The following is an 18,825-nucleotide window of genomic DNA, read 5'->3' as shown; positions in this document are numbered from 1 at the left end:
TGCAGGAGGAAAAATGGGAGATACGAATGAATATACAGTTCACGATCTGGTACGGGATGAGTTGTATAAAAATATGGATGTTGAATATGGAAAATTTATAGCGAGTCTGTCACCGGGAGCAGGAAATATCATCGGCGTTCGGATTCCGGTGCTGCGCAAAATGGCGAAAGAGATCGCGTCTGTAAACTGGAAGGAGTATCTGGATGGCGCAAGGGATGATACCTTTGAAGAAGTCATGCTACAGGGCATCGTGCTTGGCTATGCCAGAGGAAAGATCGACGACATTCTCACATACATGGGACGGTTCATACCAAAGATCGATGACTGGTCGATCTGCGATACTTGCTGTAATACCTTTAAGATTGCAAACCAGTATCAGCAGGAAGTGTGGAATTTCCTGATGCCATATCTGGACGAGCAGGGAGTAATCGATGGCAAGCCTGCTAACGAGAGAAATCGTGAGTTTGAACTGCGGTTTGTAGCAGTTATGATGTTGAATTATTATCTGAATGATGCCTATATTGATAAGGTGTTATATGCATACGATCATATGAAGAATGATGGCTATTATCTGAAAATGGGTGTTGCATGGGGACTTGCAGAAGCCTATGTAAAATGTCCGGAGCCGACGAAGGTATTTTTAAATAATAACCATCTGGATGATTTCACATTTAATAAAGCAATCCAGAAGATGCAGGAATCCTTCCGTATCACACCGGAGGAAAAAGCTGCACTCAAGGCAATGAGGCGATGATAATGATAATATAAGTAAATATGGCGAAATGAGCGGAGGTGGCAGTATGAGAATGTATTTTAAACAGAGACTGTTTTCGTGGTTTGACAGTTATGATATTTATAATGAACAGGGGAATCCGATATATGTGGTAAAGGGACAAATATCCTGGGGACATTGTCTGAAGATTTTTGATCCATATGGGAATGAAGTCGGTACAGTAAAGGAACAGGTATTCACATTTCTTCCAAAATTTGAGATCTATCAGAGAAATCAATATCTGGGATGCATTAAGAAAGAGTTTTCCTTTCTTAAGCCCCGATATGATATTGCTTATAATGGATGGCATATTGATGGAAGCTTTATGGAATGGGATTACAAGATCACAGATGCTGCAGGTGGTATGGTTGCATCCATATCAAAGGAACTGTTTCATATGACAGATCAATATGTGATCGATGTATATGATCCACAAAACGCACTTATTGCACTTATGTTTGTTCTGGCCATTGATGCAGAGAAATGTTCGAGGAATGACTAGGAATGGTCGGCAATCCTTCCGATGGTATCGGCAAGAATCTCGATCACCTGCTCGGTATCTTCTTCCTTATATTTTAAGAAAGTATGTACGCTTCCTTGAATCAGCAGAGAAATTGTGATATTTTTCTCCAGATTGTCTTTGAATTCCGGATGCGTGATAAAGATCAGTTCCTTAATGCGGGCTTCCAGTTTGTTGGTGAGCACGCCACAGCTTCTGTCATCATCCGGGAAAAGAATGTTGAACAGATGTCCCTGTGTGATAAATGCGGTACAGAGCAGTCTGGCTGCGGCAGCCGGATCTGTGATGATAAGATCCGGATTTGGAATGTCTGCAACCAGTGACGTGATCGCGTCATTTTCCAGATATTCCGACAGATCGTAGATATCTTTAAAATGAAGATAAAATGTCTGTTTGCTGATATTTGCTTTCTGGGTCAGCTCCCGGATCGTAATCTTTTCGAGCGGTTTCGCCGCACGTAATTCTATAAAAGCACTGAAAATGCTGTTCTTGGTTTTCTGTATTCTTAAATCCATTGCAATCTCCTGATTTACTATTTGTTGACTATGGTCAATAAATTGACGTTATTCAATTATTGGCTATGGTGTCAGCTTTTGTAATCTCATATAATAAACATGTCTATTTTAATCTATAAATTTACTATAGTCAATAAAGAAACAAAACAGATGATTCTTACACGGGCAGTTCGACCTTGCTAACATGTGGACGCTCTCGCTCGTTTCAGCCTGCAACGGTACTAAGATGCCGCATATGCGCCATCTAAGGACCGGCGGCTTCAAATGCCACTAGTTGGCAAGGTCGAACTGCCCGTGCAAGAATCATCTGTACAAATACAAAGGAGAATGACATGGATATTTATGAATTTTATTCAGGAAGAAGCTTTGATGCATATAGAGAACTGGGGGCGCATGTGAAGAAAGAGGTCGCAGGAAAGAAGACAGTTTTCAGTGGTGTGGAATTTGTTACATATGCACCGAATGCACTGGGGGTAAATGTGATCGGTGAATTCAATGACTGGAACGAGACAGTCATGGAACGCTGTTATGATGGCAGCTTTTTCAAGGTATTTGTGCCGGAAGCAAGACCGGGCATGATGTATAAGTATAAGATCTATCACAGAGACGGCAGCAGCATGGAGCATTGTGATCCGTATGGCTTCGGCATGGAGCTGCGTCCGGCATTTGCATCCATTATCCGGGATATGGATACATATCGTTTCCATGATGCCAAATGGATGAAGAACCGTAGTGTATGTCAGGGCAGCCCACTTAACATCTATGAAGTTCATCTGGGTTCCTGGCGCACAAAACCGGTCTTTGATGAACAGGGAAATCCGCTGACACCGGAGGAGATCGTAGAGAGCAACCGGGTAGCGGAGAGCTGGTATACCTATAAGGAGATCGCTCCGATGCTTGCGGAATATGTGAAAGAGCAGGGATATAATTATGTAGAGTTCATGCCGCTCTCCGAGCATCCGTCCGATCAGTCCTGGGGTTATCAGAATACCGGATTTTTCAGTCCGACATCCAGATATGGAACAGCAGATGACCTGAAGGAAATGATCGATATTCTGCATCAGCATAATATTGGCACAATTCTTGATTTTGTTCCGGCTCATTTCGCACTTGATGGCTATGGACTTGCCAGATATGATGGCACGGCATTGTATGAATATCCAAGCAACGATGTGGGATACAGTGAGTGGGGAAGCATGAACTTCATTCATTCCAAAGGAGAAGTGCGGAGCTTCTTACAGTCTGCGGCGAATTACTGGCTGTCAGAGTATCATTTTGACGGACTTCGTATGGATGCGATCAGCCGTATCATCTACTGGATGGGCGATGAGAGCCGTGGTGTAAATGACCGGGCGGTTGATTTTATCCGGAATATGAATCAGGGGTTAAAGGATCGTCATCCTTCGATCATCCTGTGTGCCGAAGACTCGACAGACTTTAAGGGTACAACGAAGGAAACAAAATATGGTGGACTGGGCTTTGATTACAAATGGGATATGGGCTGGATGAATGATACACTGAATTTCTTCCGTACACTTCCATTTGTCCGTGGCGAGCATTATCATGACCTGACATTCTCGATGATGTATAACTATAATGAACGGTATCTGCTTCCTTTGTCACACGATGAGGTTGTACATGGAAAGGCAACGATCATTCAGAAGATGGCGGGTATGTATGAAGAAAAGTTTCCGCAGGCAAAGGCATTATATGCTTATATGTATGCGCATCCGGGCAAGAAGCTGAACTTTATGGGAAATGAGATCGGACAGTTCCGCGAGTGGGATGAGAAGCGTGAGCAGGACTGGGATCTTTTGAAATATCCGAACCATGATTCTTTCCACCAGTATATGAAAGCATTGAATAAGATTTATATGAAAGAGCCGGCATTATCTGCATGGGATGATGATCCGAATGGATTTGCATGGATCCTTTGCGGTAAGGAAAATGATGTTGTCTATATCTTTCAGCGTGAAGTAAATGAAGATAAGGTGATCGTTGTATTAAACCTGTCGGGACTTGTATATAAAAATTATCACTTTAATTATGGAAATGGTGATACAATGAAGGTACTGATCAACAGCGACTGGAATAAATTTGGCGGAAGCACAAAAGATACAGAGAAAACGATTAAGGGTGTAAATGGAGATTTTGGATTTGACCTTCCGGCATTTTCCGGAATTTACCTGAAACCGGTCGATTAGAACATGAGAAGGTGAATATGATGACGACAATAGAGAAGCTGGCAGAGCTGCGTGAGAAAATGAAGGAAACAGGTGTAGATGCTTATGTGATCACTACGGATGACTTTCATGCATCCGAATATGTTGGAGCATATTTCAGGGAAAGAGAATATATGTCCGGGTTTACAGGATCTGCCGGAACACTGGTTGTGCTCCCTGATACGGCGGCATTGTTTACAGATGGGCGATATTTCATTCAGGCGGAAGCACAGCTTGCAGGCAGTACGATCGAACTGATGAAGAGTGGACAGCCGGGCGTTCCAACGATCGAGGAATATTTGTATGACCATCTGGAACCGGAAAAGGTTGTAGGCTTTGATGGAAGAACCGTCAGCTTGGATTTTGCTGATAGGATGCTTGGCAAACTGGGCGATAAAAAGGTCACTTTAAATGGTGAACTGGATCTGGTTGATGAACTCTGGGCGGACAGACCGGAGCTGTCACATGAGCCGGTATTTGAATTACCATTTTCATACACAGGCGAAACCCGTGCGGATAAGCTTGCGCGTGTCAGAACGTCAATAAGATCCGCAGGTGCGGATATCCGGGTGATCTCTGCATTGGATGAGATCGCATGGCTTCTGAATCTGCGGGGCAATGATATAGACTGTAATCCGGTATTCCTGTCATATATGCTGATCGCAGATGAAGACTGTCGTTTATATATCAATGATGTGATCTTAAACGATGAAATCACCAGAGAACTTGCCGTTGATGGGCTCACACTTTATCCGTATAATGCAATCTATACGGATCTGAAGCGGTTGCCGGAGATTATTCATACGCATAAACAGGCAGAGCAGATGACGGTATTGCTGGATGGCTGCCAGACCAATTACAGATTAAGAAGTTGTATACCGGATGGTATATCAGTGGTCGATGAACCGTCTGCGGTTCAGTTGATGAAAGCACGGAAGAATTCAGTAGAGTGTGAAAATGAACGGAATGCGCATATTAAGGATGGAGTTGCTGTAACGAAATTTATCTACTGGCTTAAGCATCATATCGGAACAGAAACGATCACGGAGCTTTCGGCAGCAGAGAAGCTGGAGTCTTTTCGAAAAGAGCAAAAGGGGTATATCGAGCCGAGCTTTGAAACGATATCTGCATATGGTCCACATGGCGCGATCGTACATTATGAACCGACAGAGGAGACAAATGTCGAACTAAAACCGGAGAGCTTCTTATTAGTGGACAGCGGCGGCCATTACATGGAGGGAACAACTGATATCACCAGAACGATTACGCTCGGAACTCTGACAGAGGAAGAGAAATGGGCATATACACTGGTGCTGATCGGACATCTGAATCTGGCAGCAGCAAGATTTAAACATGGAACGCGTGGTGAGAATCTCGATTATCTGGCGCGTGAACCGCTGTGGCGGTATGGTCTGGATTTCAATCACGGAACCGGTCATGGAGTCGGATATCTGTTAAATGTACACGAAGGACCAAACAGGATCCACTTCAGAATCATGGAAGAACGCAGACCGACAGCAGTATTCGAAGAAGGAATGATCACATCAGATGAACCGGGCTTATATATAGAAGGAAAGTTTGGTATCCGTCATGAGAATCTGGTTCTTTGTAAGAAAGCAGGAAAACCGGCAGGCAAGCTTCCAGAGGTATTCTTGAAAGAAGAGGAAGCAAATGGAACATTTCTGGAATTTGAAACTCTGACCTGGGTTCCGTTTGACACAGAAGCTTTGATACCGGAACTGATGACAGATCGTGAGCTCCAACGATTGAATGAATATCACAAGAATGTGTATGAGAAGATCGCTCCACATCTGACGGAGGAAGAACGCATATGGCTAGAGCAGGCAACGAGTCCAGTATCGAAAAAATATCATAATAAAATTTGATGAATTTCAAGGGGAGAAACATATGATCTATAAGTGTGAGGCATGTGGGGGTGTGCTGGTATATGACCCGGATCTCGGGAAAATGAAATGTACACAATGTGGTCAGACAAGCGAACGCAGATTCCATATGAAGTTAAAGGAAGTAGATCCGGATACAGAGGAAAAAGAAGACGGAAAACGATCATTTGATAATCTGTGGTTTGGTCTTGATAAAGATCAGAAGTGGCATGGAGAGAAGGAAATCCAGATCAATCCTGACTGGGATGCGGATCTGTTGGCATTTGAGATGCGGAATAACAGACCGGAAGATATATCGGCTGCATCAAAACAGACGGAAGCAGAAGATATATCAGAAAAATCAGAGCAGCAGGCACAAGATACTGCTTATACAGGTGACCGGAGAGAGATGCAGGGAGAACGACTGATGTCGGTTCAGATATTCCGCTGTACTTCCTGCGGAGCACAGATTATGATCCATGGAAATGAGCGGGCAACTTTTTGTTCGTTTTGTGGACAGCCGACGGTTATATTTGATCGTGAATCGAAGGAAGTATGGCCGGATTATATCATTCCATTTTCCATAACGGAACAGCAGGCAGTGAATGCGATCAAAGAGAAATTCGGTACAGGCAGATATGTGCCAAGAGAGATCAAACATCCGAAGATTGACAAGATCCGTGGAATCTATATTCCATATTGGCTGTATACAGTGTATATGCGGAAAAAAGCAAATCTGCATCTGGTAACGAGTAATGAAGCTGAGAAGAAAGAACCGGAAAATATCTTTAATGCCGGAATGAACAGAAACCAATCCTTTTATACGATGCTGCAGTCATCGAAGAAGATGGGATTGTATCCGGGATCATTTCAGAATCAGAAATATGATGCGGAAACGAGAAGTGTCTCTGTAGGTATAAATGAGAAGACAGATATGTTTGCAGATGCATATGGAAATTTTGAACAGGTTACCTTTGATGCATCCAGAAAATTAGATGATCGGCTATCCAGCCGTCTGGAACCATATCATATGGAAGCATTAAAGCCATTTGATCCATCGTATCTGTCCGGATTCTATGCAGATCGGTATGATGTGCCGTCCAGAGAGGCTGCGCCGGACATCCATCAGAGGATAAGTGATGCTATGGATAAAGCAATGATAGAAGATACAGGAACGACTTACATAGAGAAGAGCATTGAACAGTACAGTGTGGATAAGATTGAGTATGCGCTCCTGCCTGCATGGTTCATGACCTTCTGGTACAGGCATGAGCTTTATACGATTCTGGTCAATGGGCAGACCGGAAAGGTTGTTGGCAATATTCCAGTGAATAAAAGGAGTTTTATTTCGGATGCGGTGATGGCCGGAGTTGTATGTTGCACGATCGGAGCGGTTGTATTTTATGAAATCAATCAGGGAATTGCAAAAGGGTATGGCTTTTTCCATGAATATGGAGGGTCGATCATTGTATTCCTTTTTATGCTGGCGGCGGGACTTTTTACCAGAAATCTCAGTAAATACAACAGGTATAAGCACGACAAAGAACGACTTGCATCCTCAACAACGACTGATTATGTAAAAGAAAGGCAGGATAAGACATGGATTCGATAAATATTTTACTTACAGGATTTAAATTGTTACCGATCATACAGGGCATTGTCTGTGGCGGACTGTTTGCGGCAGGTCTGTTGCTGTCGTGGATGCTTCGCTCCAATCTCCATGGCGAGATGGAAACAGAGAAGGAATTTGCCAGACAGCACAAAATCTCCTACTACCAGATTGACCAGGGCCACAAGATTTTATTCTTCTGATCCATCTTCGATACATATGGCTGGCGTCAGGGCTGCACCGGGCATTGCAATAACGAGTTCCGGGTTTCTATTCGGTTCGCACGCTTATTTGTCAGCAGTCGCCCAAACTCGTCCTTACGGACTCAGACAAGGGCTTTGTGCTGACAGCTAGTGCAAACCTCATAACGAAATCCTCACAATGTTATTGCAATGCCCGGTGCAGCCCTGACGTCAGCCATATGTATCTTATAACGATAAAGGAGCAAAGCTTTTGATATAGGAAGGATTCTCTGTGCAACATTTCTGATATATAGACATCACCTTGTATCTGTAGCAGATACAAGGCAGAGGGAGAGAAATGTACATAAGTGGAAAGAATAGCTGGGGTGGGTTGTAGATGGGCTATCCGTATGTATATAAAAGATATATAGTGGAGTTTCCGTAGGGAGCTACATATTGCCAGCGAATGCGGGTGCATGTCTGAGTCCGAAGGACGAGTTTGCACAGGAGCATGAGCGAATCAGGCATATGTAGTTCACAGGGAACGAAACGGATCTTTTATATACATACGGATAGCCCATTCATAACCCACCCCAGCTATTCTGTTAGCCCAAGGGTATTGCAGAATGGCAGGCGGTATATTATAATGAAGCGAGAATGTAGATAACAGGAGGAACCAGAAATGGACATTGTATGTTTGGATTTGGAAGGTGTATTAGTACCGGAGATTTGGATCGCATTTGCAGAGGCAAGCGGTATCCCGGAGTTAAAGAGAACAACAAGAGATGAGCCGGATTACGACAAATTAATGAACTGGCGTCTTGGTATATTAAAAGAACATGGACTTGGCTTAAAAGAGATTCAGGAAACAATCGCAAAGATCGATCCGATTCCCGGTGCAAAGGAATTCTTAGATGAGCTTCGTTCCATGACACAGGTTATCATTATCAGTGATACATTTACACAGTTTGCAAGCCCGCTTATGAAGAAGCTCGGCTGGCCGACAATTTTCTGTAATTCATTAGAGGTAGCAGAAAGTGGAGAGATCACAGGCTTTAAGATGCGTTGTGAGAAATCCAAATACACAACCGTAAAAGCACTTCAGTCTATCGGTTATGATACGATCGCAAGTGGTGACAGCCACAACGATCTTGGAATGATCCGTGCAAGCAAGGCCGGATTCCTCTTTAAGAGTACCGATCAGATCAAAGCAGACAATCCTGATCTTCCGGCTTATGAGACATATGATGAGCTGCTCGCAGCTATCAAGAAAGTGCTGGCTTAAGATCAATCCTTTCATATAAAAATGTATGCAGTATGTGAGACAGGCATACTGAAGTCGTGAAAATTAAGTACATATAACAGAGAACCTGCATATACTGTAGCAAACAGAGTATGCAGGTTTTTTATGGCTATAAAAATAATGATCGATGCCGGACATGGTGGATTTGACAATGGGGCATCTTATAATGGCAGAACGGAGAAGAATGACAACCTGAATCTGGCTTTGGCACTCGGTGATGCGTTGTCAGAGCTTGGTTATGACGTGGAATTTACGAGAACGACAGATGTCTATGATTCACCGACAAGAAAAGCACAGATCGGAAATGAGAATGGTGCGGATTATTTTATCTCCCTGCACAGGAATGCTGCACCGTATCCGAACAAATATAACGGAGTGGAAACCTTGGTTTATAATACATCAGGGATTGCATATGAAATGGCAGAAAATGTGGATGCAGAGCTTGCAAAGATCGGATTTGAGAATCTGGGAGTTGAGGAACGGAAGAATCTGGCTGTTCTGCGCCGGACAACGATGCCGGCAATTCTGATCGAGACTGGATTTATTGACAGTGATAAGGATAATTATCTGTTTGATTACCGGTTTGAAGATATCGTGAATGCGATCGCACTCGGAATTGATGAAACACTTCGTGGATAGATGTGTGAAAAGCGCACAAAAGAATTTACAGTTAACGAGAAAAATTGTATAATTATAAAGACTGTTTTAGAAAACGACAATCCGATTGGAGAAGGTTTCTGATTGGAAAATACGATAGAAAAGTGGGGTAGAAAACAATGAAAAATACGTTCAGTAATTCAGGCATGTTGAACTGGCTTGGCTTTTTTGCGAATAAGATGGATGTCAGCCCGGAGAAGATAAAGATGCTTAATATCTGCGGCAGACAGAAAAATGTCGTGCCAACGATTGATACACACAAGCGGGTTCTGATCTATACAGATACCAGTCATGAGGATCTCTTCTATACATTATGGGAAGCGGGATTTGGCGAATATGATATCTGGATCGGCGAGGGAACAGAGCCGGGAAGTGAACTTACAAATGCAAAACTCAAGAATGTTATTAATAAGAAGATATCCGAACCGACGGTTGTCTTTATCGTAAATGAGAAGACCAGAGAATCCGTTCGGTATGGCATGAAGAATGATCTGTTTACAAAGGGCTCGGTTCATTATGTATGCAATGAGATCCGCGCGGTTATCATGAGTATTCTCGGTGTAGATACGCATGACACGATTCTTGCTCTGATGGCAGAGAGTATCGTTATCGAAGCTGCGATCACAGCGAGTGAAGGTCAGATCATTGCAGTAGAGCCGGACAGCGGTTCCAGAAGATCTATGGAGGAAAATGTTGAGAAGTTTGGAGTTCATAACGTGCAGATCATTCCAGATATGAGCGAAGAATCCTTAAGTAAGATTCCGGTACCAAGACTTGCATTTATCGTTGCGAATCATTATCTGGAATCTGATATTGAACGCCTGCTTGCGATCAATCCGCAGATGCAGTTTGTTATTTACACATTAGATCTTGGTATCCTTGCAGAGACCAAGCTGATTTTTGACAAATTCGGTATTCAGAATATGGAAGCGTTACAGATCAACGTATCCAAGACAAATAAAGAAAATGTATTTGTTGCTCAGCCGGCACCATGGATCATTACAGGTGGGGCTGAATAGAATACAGATATTCAGAAATAAAGCCCCATTCTCCGGTAAGAGTTTCTTCTGTTTTATGAACAACGTAAAAAACAGAAGAAAGCCTGAAAAGGATGGGGCTATTTTACTTTACAGAGTAGAATTAGTTATGATTTTTTATAAAAAGTTTAGAAATATATTTTTTATTAATAAATTAATAAAAGGTGAAAAATAAAAAATGGTGTGCTATAATACGTTGTTGTTTAAAGGACAACTGGAAGCACATGGAAGAATGCAGGAGGAAATTTAAATGAAAGTCATTTTTTTCGACATTGACGGTGTGTTAAATTCAAACAAATTCATCTGTAACAATCCGGGTGAAACCGTTGACAGAAAAAATGTAAAAAACCTTGCAGATGTTGTAAAGGCAACAGATGCGAAGCTGGTAGCGATCTTTAACTGGCGGAAAGAGGTTATGAAAGATCCGGTATGTGACGAGAGAGCCCAGGAGCTGATCCTGAAGCTTAAGGAGGAAGGTCTCGTTATATCCGATGTAACTCCGCCGCAGGAACATATATCCGGCAAGTATGAGGATTATGGACGGTGCTTTGAGGTTAAGGACTATGTAGACCAACACGATGTAGACAGGCTGGTGATCTTAGATGACATGGATTCAGACTGGGACAGAGTTGGACTTGCTGATTACTGGATCAATACGGAGAATACAGTAAAAGGATTTTCCGAGAGTGATGCAAGAGAAGTAATAAATATCCTTAACAGTTAGTATGCCCTTTGAAAAAATTACATGAGAGGAAGTGAAGACCTACGGGTGACCTTGCAGAAAAGTTAACAGAGGAGCTGAATTGCGAGACTCTCTTTACCATTCCAATTTTTGGTGGAATCCCGATCTCGGAATCAATCGTGGTAACATGGATCATTATGGCGGTACTTGTTCTGTTGTCCGTTATACTTGTCCGGAATCTGAAAGTTGAGAATCCGGGAAAGAAACAGCTTGCTCTGGAGTCGATCATTACGACATTTAATAATCTGTTTAGTGACGTTTTGGGAGAAAAAGGTAAGGCATATATACCGTATCTGATCACTGTCATTTTGTATATCGGAATGGCAAATATCGCAGGTATATTTGGATTTAAACCACCAACCAAGGATCTGAACGTAACAGCAGCACTGGCGATCATGAGTATAGTCATGGTTCAGGTTGTCTGTATCAGAAGCAGGGGACCGAAAGGCTGGCTTAAGAGCTTTGCAGAGCCGGTAGCAATAGTAGCACCTATAAATGTAATGGAGCTTGTAATAAAACCATTGTCGTTATGTATGCGATTGTTCGGCAATGTTTTAGGTGCATTTGTTGTAATGAAATTAATTGAGGCGGTAGCGCCTGTCATTGTGCCTATTCCGTTAAGCCTTTATTTTGATATCTTTGATGGCTTACTTCAGGCATTTGTATTCACATTCTTAACTGCACTCTACATGCAGGAAGGATTGGGAGAAGACTAAGATTAACATAAGGAAAATGAAAAGGAGATAATAATTATGAATACAGTAATCGCAATTGGAGCTGCTATAGCAGTATTAACAGGTATTGGTGCAGGTATCGGACTTGGAATCGCAACATCAAAGGCAGTAGAAGCAGTAGCAAGACAGCCGGAAGCAGACAGTAAGATCACAAAGCTTCTGATCATCGGTGGAGCACTTGCAGAGGCAACAGCCGTTTACGGTCTGGTAATTGGTCTTTTGATCATTCTTCTTCTGAAATAATATTTATAAGAATATGATGATTGCGGCACTATATCATAATAGATATGAAGGAATCGTAATTGTCGGATAACGAAAACAGACAGAAAGGCAGGAGGTCATTAAATGATAAATTTAAGTGTCTCGTCCATAGCCATAACCATAATTAATATTATAGTTTTGTTTCTTCTGTTAAAGAAATTCCTGATCGGTCCGATCAATAAGATCATGGCAGAACGTGAAGAGATGATCAAATCCTCGATCGCGAATGCCAATCAGACGAAGGATGATGCCATGAAACTGAAGCAGCAATATGAAGATACTCTCGCAGGTGTTCAGGATGAATGTGATACCATGCGGGATAAATCCAGACAGGCTGCACAGAATGAATATAACAGGATTGTGGCAGATGCAGGCGAGAAATCAAACCGTATGATCAAGGATGCGGAAAAAACTATAGAAGTACAGCGTGAAAAGGCTTTGAGCGATATGGAATCTCAGGTTGCAGAGCTTGCAATGTCGGCAGCGGCTAAGATTCTGGGTGAAGACTCAAATGACGCGAAAAATCAGTCACTATATGATGAGTTTATAGAAAAAGCAGGTGAGGCCCATGACACAGAAAGCAATTAATTATGCTGAAGTTTTGTGCGAGCTGAATATTGATGCGGCTGAGCTTTCAGACATGGAAGCAGTTGTCAGGGAGAATCCTGAATTACAGGAGGCACTTACGTGTCCGGTTGTCAGCAGAGAAAAAAAGTCAGAAGTTATCGATAAGATATTCGACGGTTCAAAGACTACGGTAAAATTCTTAAAGGTACTTTGCAACAATTCTGATTTTGATCAGTTCTTTGAGATATGCAGGGAATACAGAGTTCTTATAAAGAAGAAGGCAGATGTCCTTCTTGCAACCCTTTATTATGTGACACCTCCAACGGAGACACAGAAGAAGGGGATTGAAGATTTTCTGAAAAAGGAATATAAGACCTCAGATGTGGAACTGACATTGGAGAAGAAAGACAGTCTGATCGGCGGCTTTATTATTAAGGTCGGAAATAAGGAATATGACTGGAGTCTGGCAGGCAGATGTAAGCGGCTTACACAAAGATTGGTTACGAGGTGATAAGATTTGAGTTCAATAAGTTCAGGAGATATTATCTCCATACTGAAAAGTGAGATAGAGAATTTTGACTTCGACACCCGGGACAAAGAAGTAGGAACTGTCATCTGGGTAGGAGATGGAATAGTAACGATATATGGTATTGATAATGCCATGTATGGTGAGATTGTAGTATTTGAAAATGGTATCAAGGGTATGGTACAGGATATCAGAAGAACCGAGATCGGATGTATCCTGTTCGGAAAAGATACCGGAATAAAAGAAGGTACAAAGGTTACCAGAACAGGTAAGAGAGCCGGCGTACCGGTAGGTGAAGAATTCCTTGGAAGAATCATCAATGCATTGGGTGCACCAATTGATGGTAAGGGAGCGATCAAAGAGGCAGATTACATGCCGGTTGAGCAGGAAGCACCAAGTATCGCAGACAGACAGTCGGTCAATGAACCACTTCAGACCGGTATTCTGTCGATCGATTCCATGTTCCCGATCGGTAAAGGACAGCGTGAGCTGATCATCGGTGATCGTCAGACCGGTAAGACTTCGATCGCACTTGATACGATCATCAACCAGCGTGGAAAGGATGTTGTCTGCATCTATGTAGCGATCGGTCAGAAAGCATCCACCGTTGCAAAGATTGTTTCCACACTTGAGAAGAATGATGCAATGGACTATACGATCATTGTAGCATCAACAGCCAGTGATCCTGCACCGCTTCAGTATATAGCACCATATGCAGGAACATCGATGGCAGAATATTTTATGCATAAGGGAAAAGACGTGCTCATCGTATACGATGATCTGTCAAAGCATGCAGTAGCATACAGAACACTGTCCTTGTTACTTGGACGTTCCCCTGGACGTGAGGCATATCCTGGTGATGTATTCTATCTGCATTCCAGACTGCTTGAGCGTTCCAGTAAGTTAAAGGATTCATTAGGCGGTGGTTCGATCACAGCCCTTCCTATTATAGAGACACAGGCAGGTGATGTATCTGCATACATCCCAACAAATGTTATCTCCATCACGGATGGTCAGATCTTCCTTGAGAGTGATCTGTTCTTCTCAGGTATGCGTCCTGCGGTAAATGTAGGATTGTCTGTATCCCGTGTCGGTGGTGCAGCGCAGACCAAGGCTATGAAGAAAGCAACCGGTACCGTCCGTATCGATCTTGCACAGTTCCGAGAGATGGAAGTATTTACCCAGTTCAGTTCCGATCTGGATGAGAATACAAAGGAGCAGCTTACTTATGGTAAGGGACTGATGGAGTTGTTAAAACAGCCGTTATGTCATCCGCTTAGTATGGCAGAGCAGGTTATTACACTGGTTGCAGCAACAAATAAGCTGTTCTTAAATGTAGATATCAAGAAAGTAAAGCAGACACAGATGGATATGCTTGCATATTTCAAGGATGCAGAACCGGATGTTATCAAAGAGATTGAAGAAGGAAAGGTTCTTACAGATGATCTGAAAGAACATATTCTTGAAGCAGGAAAAGAGTTTATGAAGAGGGTGGAGTAATTGGCAAGTACCAAAGAAATCCAAAACAGAATAAAAAGCATTAAGGATACAATGAAGATCACAAATGCCATGTACATGATCTCTTCTTCCAAACTGAAAAAAGCGAAGAAGGATCTGGAGAATACGGAACCGTATTTCTATACTTTACAGGTTTCTCTGGCACGACTGTTACGACATCTTCCTGATATGGATCATCTTTATTTCGAAAATGAAGACGATGAAAAGAAGGAAAATCCAAAAAGAGGTTATATTGTAGTTACAGCCGATAAGGGCATGGCAGGTGCATATAACCATAATATCATTAAGATCGCAGAAGAAGAACTGGCAAACCACCCGGACAGCGAATTATACGTTGTCGGACAGGTGGGAAGACATTATTTTGCAAGGAAGAATGTGCCGGTTGATATTCATTTCCAGTATACAGCACAGAACCCAAGTCTTCACAGAGCAAGGGTTATTGCGGATAAGATGCTGGAAAACTATGAAAGCGGTAAGATCGATGAAGTCTATATCATTTATACGAAGATGATAAACAGTGTAACGGCAGAGCCGGAGATGATCCAGCTTCTTCCGTTCAGAAAGATGGATTTCAAGATCTCACAGGCGGATGTCTATCATGAGGAGATCATCATTGAACCTTCTCCGAGAGCGGTCATGGATCGAATTGTTCCGAATTATATTACAGGTTTCATATATGGAGCACTGGTTGAATCCTTCTGTAGTGAACAGAATTCCCGAATGATGGCAATGGATTCTGCAACCAGAAGTGCGAAAGATATGTTAGCTGATCTCAGTATTAAATACAACAGAGCCAGACAGGCTGCGATCACGCAGGAGATTACCGAGGTAGTTGGTGGTGCGAAGGCTCTGCAGAATAAGAAATAGGAGGTCTGATGTTTTGAAAAACGGTAAAATAGTACAGGTCATGGGACCTGTTGTAGACGTAGAATTTCCGGATAATGATTTACCAAACATCAAGGATGCTCTGGAAGTTGATAATCATGGAAAGAAATGCATAATGGAAGCTGCACAGCACATCGGAAATAATACCGTCAGATGCATCATGCTGGCAGCAAGCGAGGGCTTATCCAGAGATATGGAGGTTGTTCCGACAGGATCAGGAATCAAGGTTCCGGTTGGTACAGATACCCTTGGCAGATTATTTAATGTAACCGGTGACACTCTGGACGGTGGACCGAATCTGGCAGATACAGAGCACTGGGTCATCCACAGAGATCCTCCGTCATTTGAGGATCAGAGCCCTGTTGTTGAGATTCTCGAAACAGGTATCAAGGTTATCGATCTTCTTGCCCCATATGCCAAAGGTGGTAAGATCGGTCTGTTCGGTGGTGCCGGTGTAGGTAAGACCGTTCTGATCCAGGAGCTGATCCAGAATGTAGCAACAGAGCATGGCGGATATTCTATCTTCACCGGTGTCGGTGAGCGTTCCAGAGAGGGTAATGACCTCTGGACAGAGATGAAAGAGTCAGGGGTATTGTCAAAGACAGCCTTAGTGTTTGGACAGATGAACGAGCCACCTGGAGCAAGAATGCGTGTTGCGGAAACAGGACTTACGATGGCAGAATATTTCCGTGACGTAAATCATCAGGATGTGTTATTATTTATAGATAATATCTTCCGTTTTGTACAGGCAGGATCAGAGGTTTCTTCCCTGCTTGGACGTATGCCATCCGCAGTTGGTTATCAGCCAACTCTGGCAAATGAGCTTGGTGAGTTGCAGGAGCGAATCGCTTCTACAAAGTCAGGATCCGTTACATCCGTACAGGCAGTTTATGTGCCTGCCGATGACCTGACAGACCCGGCTCCGGCAACTACATTTGCGCATCTGGATGCGACAACCGTTCTTTCCAGAAAGATCGTAGAACAGGGTATCTATCCTGCTGTTGATCCTCTGGAATCCAATTCCCGTATTCTGGAGGTGGACGTTGTCGGCGAAGAACATTATAATGTAGCCAGAGGCGTTCAGGAGATTCTTCAGAAATACAGAGAATTACAGGATATCATCGCAATTCTTGGTATGGAAGAATTATCAGAGGAAGATAAGATTACGGTTACAAGAGCACGTAAGGTGCAGAAGTTCTTATCACAGCCATTCCATGTAGCAGAGAACTTTACAGGTGTTCCGGGAAAATATGTACCTCTTAAAGAAACAGTAAAGGGCTTTAAGGCTATCTTAGACGGTGAGATGGATGAATATCCTGAGTGGGCATTCTTTAACGTAGGCGGAATCGAAGAAGTCAAAGAAAAAGCCGCAAAGGGACAGTAGGATAAAGGAGGCAGACAGACATGAATACATTTTACCTGAGAGTCATATCAAGTAATAAAGTATTTTTTGATGATAAGGTTACGAAGTTTGTATTGCCTTTGGAAGATGGTGAGATGGCAGTCCTTCCTCACCATGAGAATATGATCATTGCAACCAGCATCGGGGAGATCCGAATTGATACACCGGATGGAAAGAAGATCCTTGGTGTTGTCGGGGAAGGATTTGCCCAGATCGTAAATAACCGTGTAACGATGCTGGTGGATTCTGCAGAACGTCCGGAGGATATCGACAGAGTCCGTGCTGAACAGGCACTTGAACGTGCGAAAGAGCGTTTGAGGCAGAAGGAAAGTCTGAAAGAGTACAAACAGACAGAAGCATCTCTTTCCAGAGCGTTAATGCGATTAAAGGTAACAGGTAGAGATTTATAAATGACCGGATCCGGTGCGGATCGCACCGGATCAAATAAGCAGTTGTTGGATACTGCAGTACTTTTGGACAGAGAGTTGTAAATTCAGGGGATTTAGGTAGATGATTAGATTTTTTATAGTAATCATTTCCTGTTTTTTTCTGATTTTGTATTATGTTCCGAAGATGTCATATTATGCCAGACATGGTGAGAAATATGATGAGGAGACATGCTACAGAATGGCACAGGTTATGATCGAGCATGTAAAGAAAAGAGGGCGTATCGAGACAGTTGCATCCGGCATGGAGAATCTGCCGACAGAAGGCGGATATATCATGTTTGCCAATCATCAGGGTAAGTACGATGCACTCGGTGTTATGAGTGTGCATGAACAGCCTTGTACATTTGTTATGGATGCAAAGCGGTCGCATTTGTTTATCGTCACACAGTTGTGTGATCTGTTGAAGGCAAAGCGGTTGGACAAAACCGATCTCAGGCAGCAGGTTCAGGTAATTAATGACGTTGCGACAGAGATCAAAGCGGGAAGACGATATATTCTTTTCCCGGAAGGCGGATACGACCATAACCATAATTCTCTGAGAGGCTTCCTGCCGGGAAGCTTCAAGATCGCACAGAAGGCAAAATGCCCGATTGTGCCGGTCGTATTATATGATTCATTTAAACCATTCGAAGGAAAATCTTTCCGAAAGGTTATTACACAGCTTCATTTTCTGCCACCGATCCCATATGAGACATTTGCAGATATGAAGACCTATGAGATAAGAGATATGGTAGTTTCACTGATCCAGAACCAGCTCGACAAGATGGAGAGCCTGAATGACTGGTAGGAGATTGCCGAAGAAAAGAGAGATAGCAGTTATGTTATCTCTTTTTTTTCGTGGAAATCCAGATAGAGCAGAAATGTTGTATCTGAATTTTGGGGTTGGAGCATATACAAGTGTGGCATTTCCTTAGCAAAAATTTTAGAAATATATTGTCTGTTGAGATTTTAGATGGTAGAATAAATTTTGTCGATAATGAATATATTGTGTTATCGATGGGCTATCTGGCAGATGAGGCTGTCAGATGAAATTTAGTCTGA

The 18,825-nt window shown here is 42.8% G+C and carries 19 protein-coding genes and 1 pseudogene; 19 read left to right on the top strand and 1 reads right to left on the bottom strand.

Going from position 1 to position 18,825, the window contains the following annotated elements; genetic code table 11:
- Positions 1–13: 13 nt before the first annotated feature.
- On the top strand, positions 14–754 hold the full coding sequence (locus DXB77_RS12545; protein WP_243100183.1) for a DNA alkylation repair protein: 741 nt from the start codon (positions 14–16) through the stop codon (positions 752–754).
- A gap of 46 nt (positions 755–800) precedes the next feature.
- Positions 801–1,274 (top strand): LURP-one-related family protein, encoded by a 474-nt coding sequence (locus tag DXB77_RS12540; protein ID WP_118663492.1) that lies wholly within the window; start codon positions 801–803, stop codon positions 1,272–1,274.
- Here DXB77_RS12540 and DXB77_RS12535 read toward each other — a convergent pair.
- Positions 1,271–1,807 (bottom strand): TetR/AcrR family transcriptional regulator, encoded by a 537-nt coding sequence (locus DXB77_RS12535; RefSeq protein WP_008400525.1) that lies wholly within the window; start codon positions 1,805–1,807, stop codon positions 1,271–1,273. The two genes, DXB77_RS12540 and DXB77_RS12535, sit on opposite strands and share 4 nt — an antisense overlap.
- Before the next feature lie 302 nt (positions 1,808–2,109).
- Between DXB77_RS12535 and glgB the strand changes: the two genes are divergently transcribed.
- The 17 genes and pseudogenes from glgB to DXB77_RS12450 all read left to right on the top strand — a co-directional run bounded on the left by glgB (position 2,110) and on the right by DXB77_RS12450 (position 18,571).
- Positions 2,110–4,011 (top strand): 1,4-alpha-glucan branching protein GlgB, encoded by a 1,902-nt coding sequence (gene glgB / locus DXB77_RS12530; RefSeq protein ID WP_347559495.1) that lies wholly within the window; start codon positions 2,110–2,112, stop codon positions 4,009–4,011.
- Between the two features lie 17 nt (positions 4,012–4,028).
- A complete protein-coding gene (locus tag DXB77_RS12525) occupies positions 4,029–5,915 on the top strand; it encodes an aminopeptidase P family protein (protein WP_118663488.1) in 1,887 nt (628 codons plus the stop codon).
- Between the two features lie 22 nt (positions 5,916–5,937).
- Positions 5,938–7,524, top strand: coding sequence for a zinc ribbon domain-containing protein (locus tag DXB77_RS12520; RefSeq protein ID WP_118663486.1), 1,587 nt, complete (start codon positions 5,938–5,940; stop codon positions 7,522–7,524).
- Positions 7,512–7,724 (top strand): hypothetical protein, encoded by a 213-nt coding sequence (locus DXB77_RS12515; RefSeq protein WP_021944447.1) that lies wholly within the window; start codon positions 7,512–7,514, stop codon positions 7,722–7,724. Before DXB77_RS12520 ends, DXB77_RS12515 begins: the two co-directional genes overlap by 13 nt.
- Before the next feature lie 661 nt (positions 7,725–8,385).
- A complete protein-coding gene (gene thrH / locus DXB77_RS12510; protein ID WP_021944446.1) occupies positions 8,386–8,988 on the top strand; it encodes a bifunctional phosphoserine phosphatase/homoserine phosphotransferase ThrH in 603 nt (200 codons plus the stop codon).
- Between the two features lie 123 nt (positions 8,989–9,111).
- Positions 9,112–9,645 carry an N-acetylmuramoyl-L-alanine amidase gene (locus DXB77_RS12505; RefSeq protein WP_118663484.1) on the top strand — a complete coding sequence of 178 codons (534 nt, stop codon included), beginning with the start codon at positions 9,112–9,114 and terminating at the stop codon, positions 9,643–9,645.
- A gap of 137 nt (positions 9,646–9,782) precedes the next feature.
- Positions 9,783–10,682, top strand: a complete 900-nt coding sequence (locus DXB77_RS12500) for a Precorrin-6B methylase 2 (protein ID WP_117822499.1) — start codon at positions 9,783–9,785, stop codon at positions 10,680–10,682.
- Positions 10,683–10,950: 268 nt separating this feature from the next.
- Positions 10,951–11,424 (top strand): HAD domain-containing protein, encoded by a 474-nt coding sequence (locus tag DXB77_RS12495; RefSeq protein ID WP_021944443.1) that lies wholly within the window; start codon positions 10,951–10,953, stop codon positions 11,422–11,424.
- Between the two features lie 62 nt (positions 11,425–11,486).
- Positions 11,487–12,158, top strand: a pseudogene (locus tag DXB77_RS12490) (F0F1 ATP synthase subunit A); the annotation flags it as partial.
- Between the two features lie 36 nt (positions 12,159–12,194).
- Positions 12,195–12,419: an ATP synthase F0 subunit C gene (gene atpE, locus DXB77_RS12485; RefSeq protein ID WP_008400511.1), complete on the top strand. Its 225-nt coding sequence runs from the start codon at positions 12,195–12,197 to the stop codon at positions 12,417–12,419.
- Between the two features lie 102 nt (positions 12,420–12,521).
- Positions 12,522–13,025: a F0F1 ATP synthase subunit B gene (gene atpF / locus DXB77_RS12480; RefSeq protein ID WP_008400510.1), complete on the top strand. Its 504-nt coding sequence runs from the start codon at positions 12,522–12,524 to the stop codon at positions 13,023–13,025.
- Positions 13,006–13,515 carry an ATP synthase F1 subunit delta gene (atpH, locus tag DXB77_RS12475; RefSeq protein ID WP_021944441.1) on the top strand — a complete coding sequence of 170 codons (510 nt, stop codon included), beginning with the start codon at positions 13,006–13,008 and terminating at the stop codon, positions 13,513–13,515. Before atpF ends, atpH begins: the two co-directional genes overlap by 20 nt.
- Before the next feature lie 6 nt (positions 13,516–13,521).
- Positions 13,522–15,030: a F0F1 ATP synthase subunit alpha gene (atpA, locus tag DXB77_RS12470; protein ID WP_008400508.1), complete on the top strand. Its 1,509-nt coding sequence runs from the start codon at positions 13,522–13,524 to the stop codon at positions 15,028–15,030.
- A complete protein-coding gene (atpG, locus tag DXB77_RS12465; protein WP_021944440.1) occupies positions 15,031–15,915 on the top strand; it encodes an ATP synthase F1 subunit gamma in 885 nt (294 codons plus the stop codon).
- Between the two features lie 13 nt (positions 15,916–15,928).
- On the top strand, positions 15,929–17,317 hold the full coding sequence (gene atpD, locus DXB77_RS12460; protein ID WP_044944676.1) for a F0F1 ATP synthase subunit beta: 1,389 nt from the start codon (positions 15,929–15,931) through the stop codon (positions 17,315–17,317).
- Positions 17,318–17,337: 20 nt separating this feature from the next.
- Positions 17,338–17,745 (top strand): ATP synthase F1 subunit epsilon, encoded by a 408-nt coding sequence (gene atpC, locus DXB77_RS12455; protein ID WP_008400505.1) that lies wholly within the window; start codon positions 17,338–17,340, stop codon positions 17,743–17,745.
- A 100-nt stretch (positions 17,746–17,845) separates the two neighbouring features.
- Positions 17,846–18,571 carry a lysophospholipid acyltransferase family protein gene (locus DXB77_RS12450; RefSeq protein ID WP_117808520.1) on the top strand — a complete coding sequence of 242 codons (726 nt, stop codon included), beginning with the start codon at positions 17,846–17,848 and terminating at the stop codon, positions 18,569–18,571.
- Positions 18,572–18,825: the final 254 nt, after the last annotated feature.

This window comes from Clostridium sp. OM05-9, from assembly GCF_003481465.1.
Lineage (GTDB): Bacteria > Bacillota > Clostridia > Lachnospirales > Lachnospiraceae > Coprococcus > Coprococcus ammoniilyticus.
This window is presented reverse-complemented; position numbering and strand designations above follow the sequence as displayed.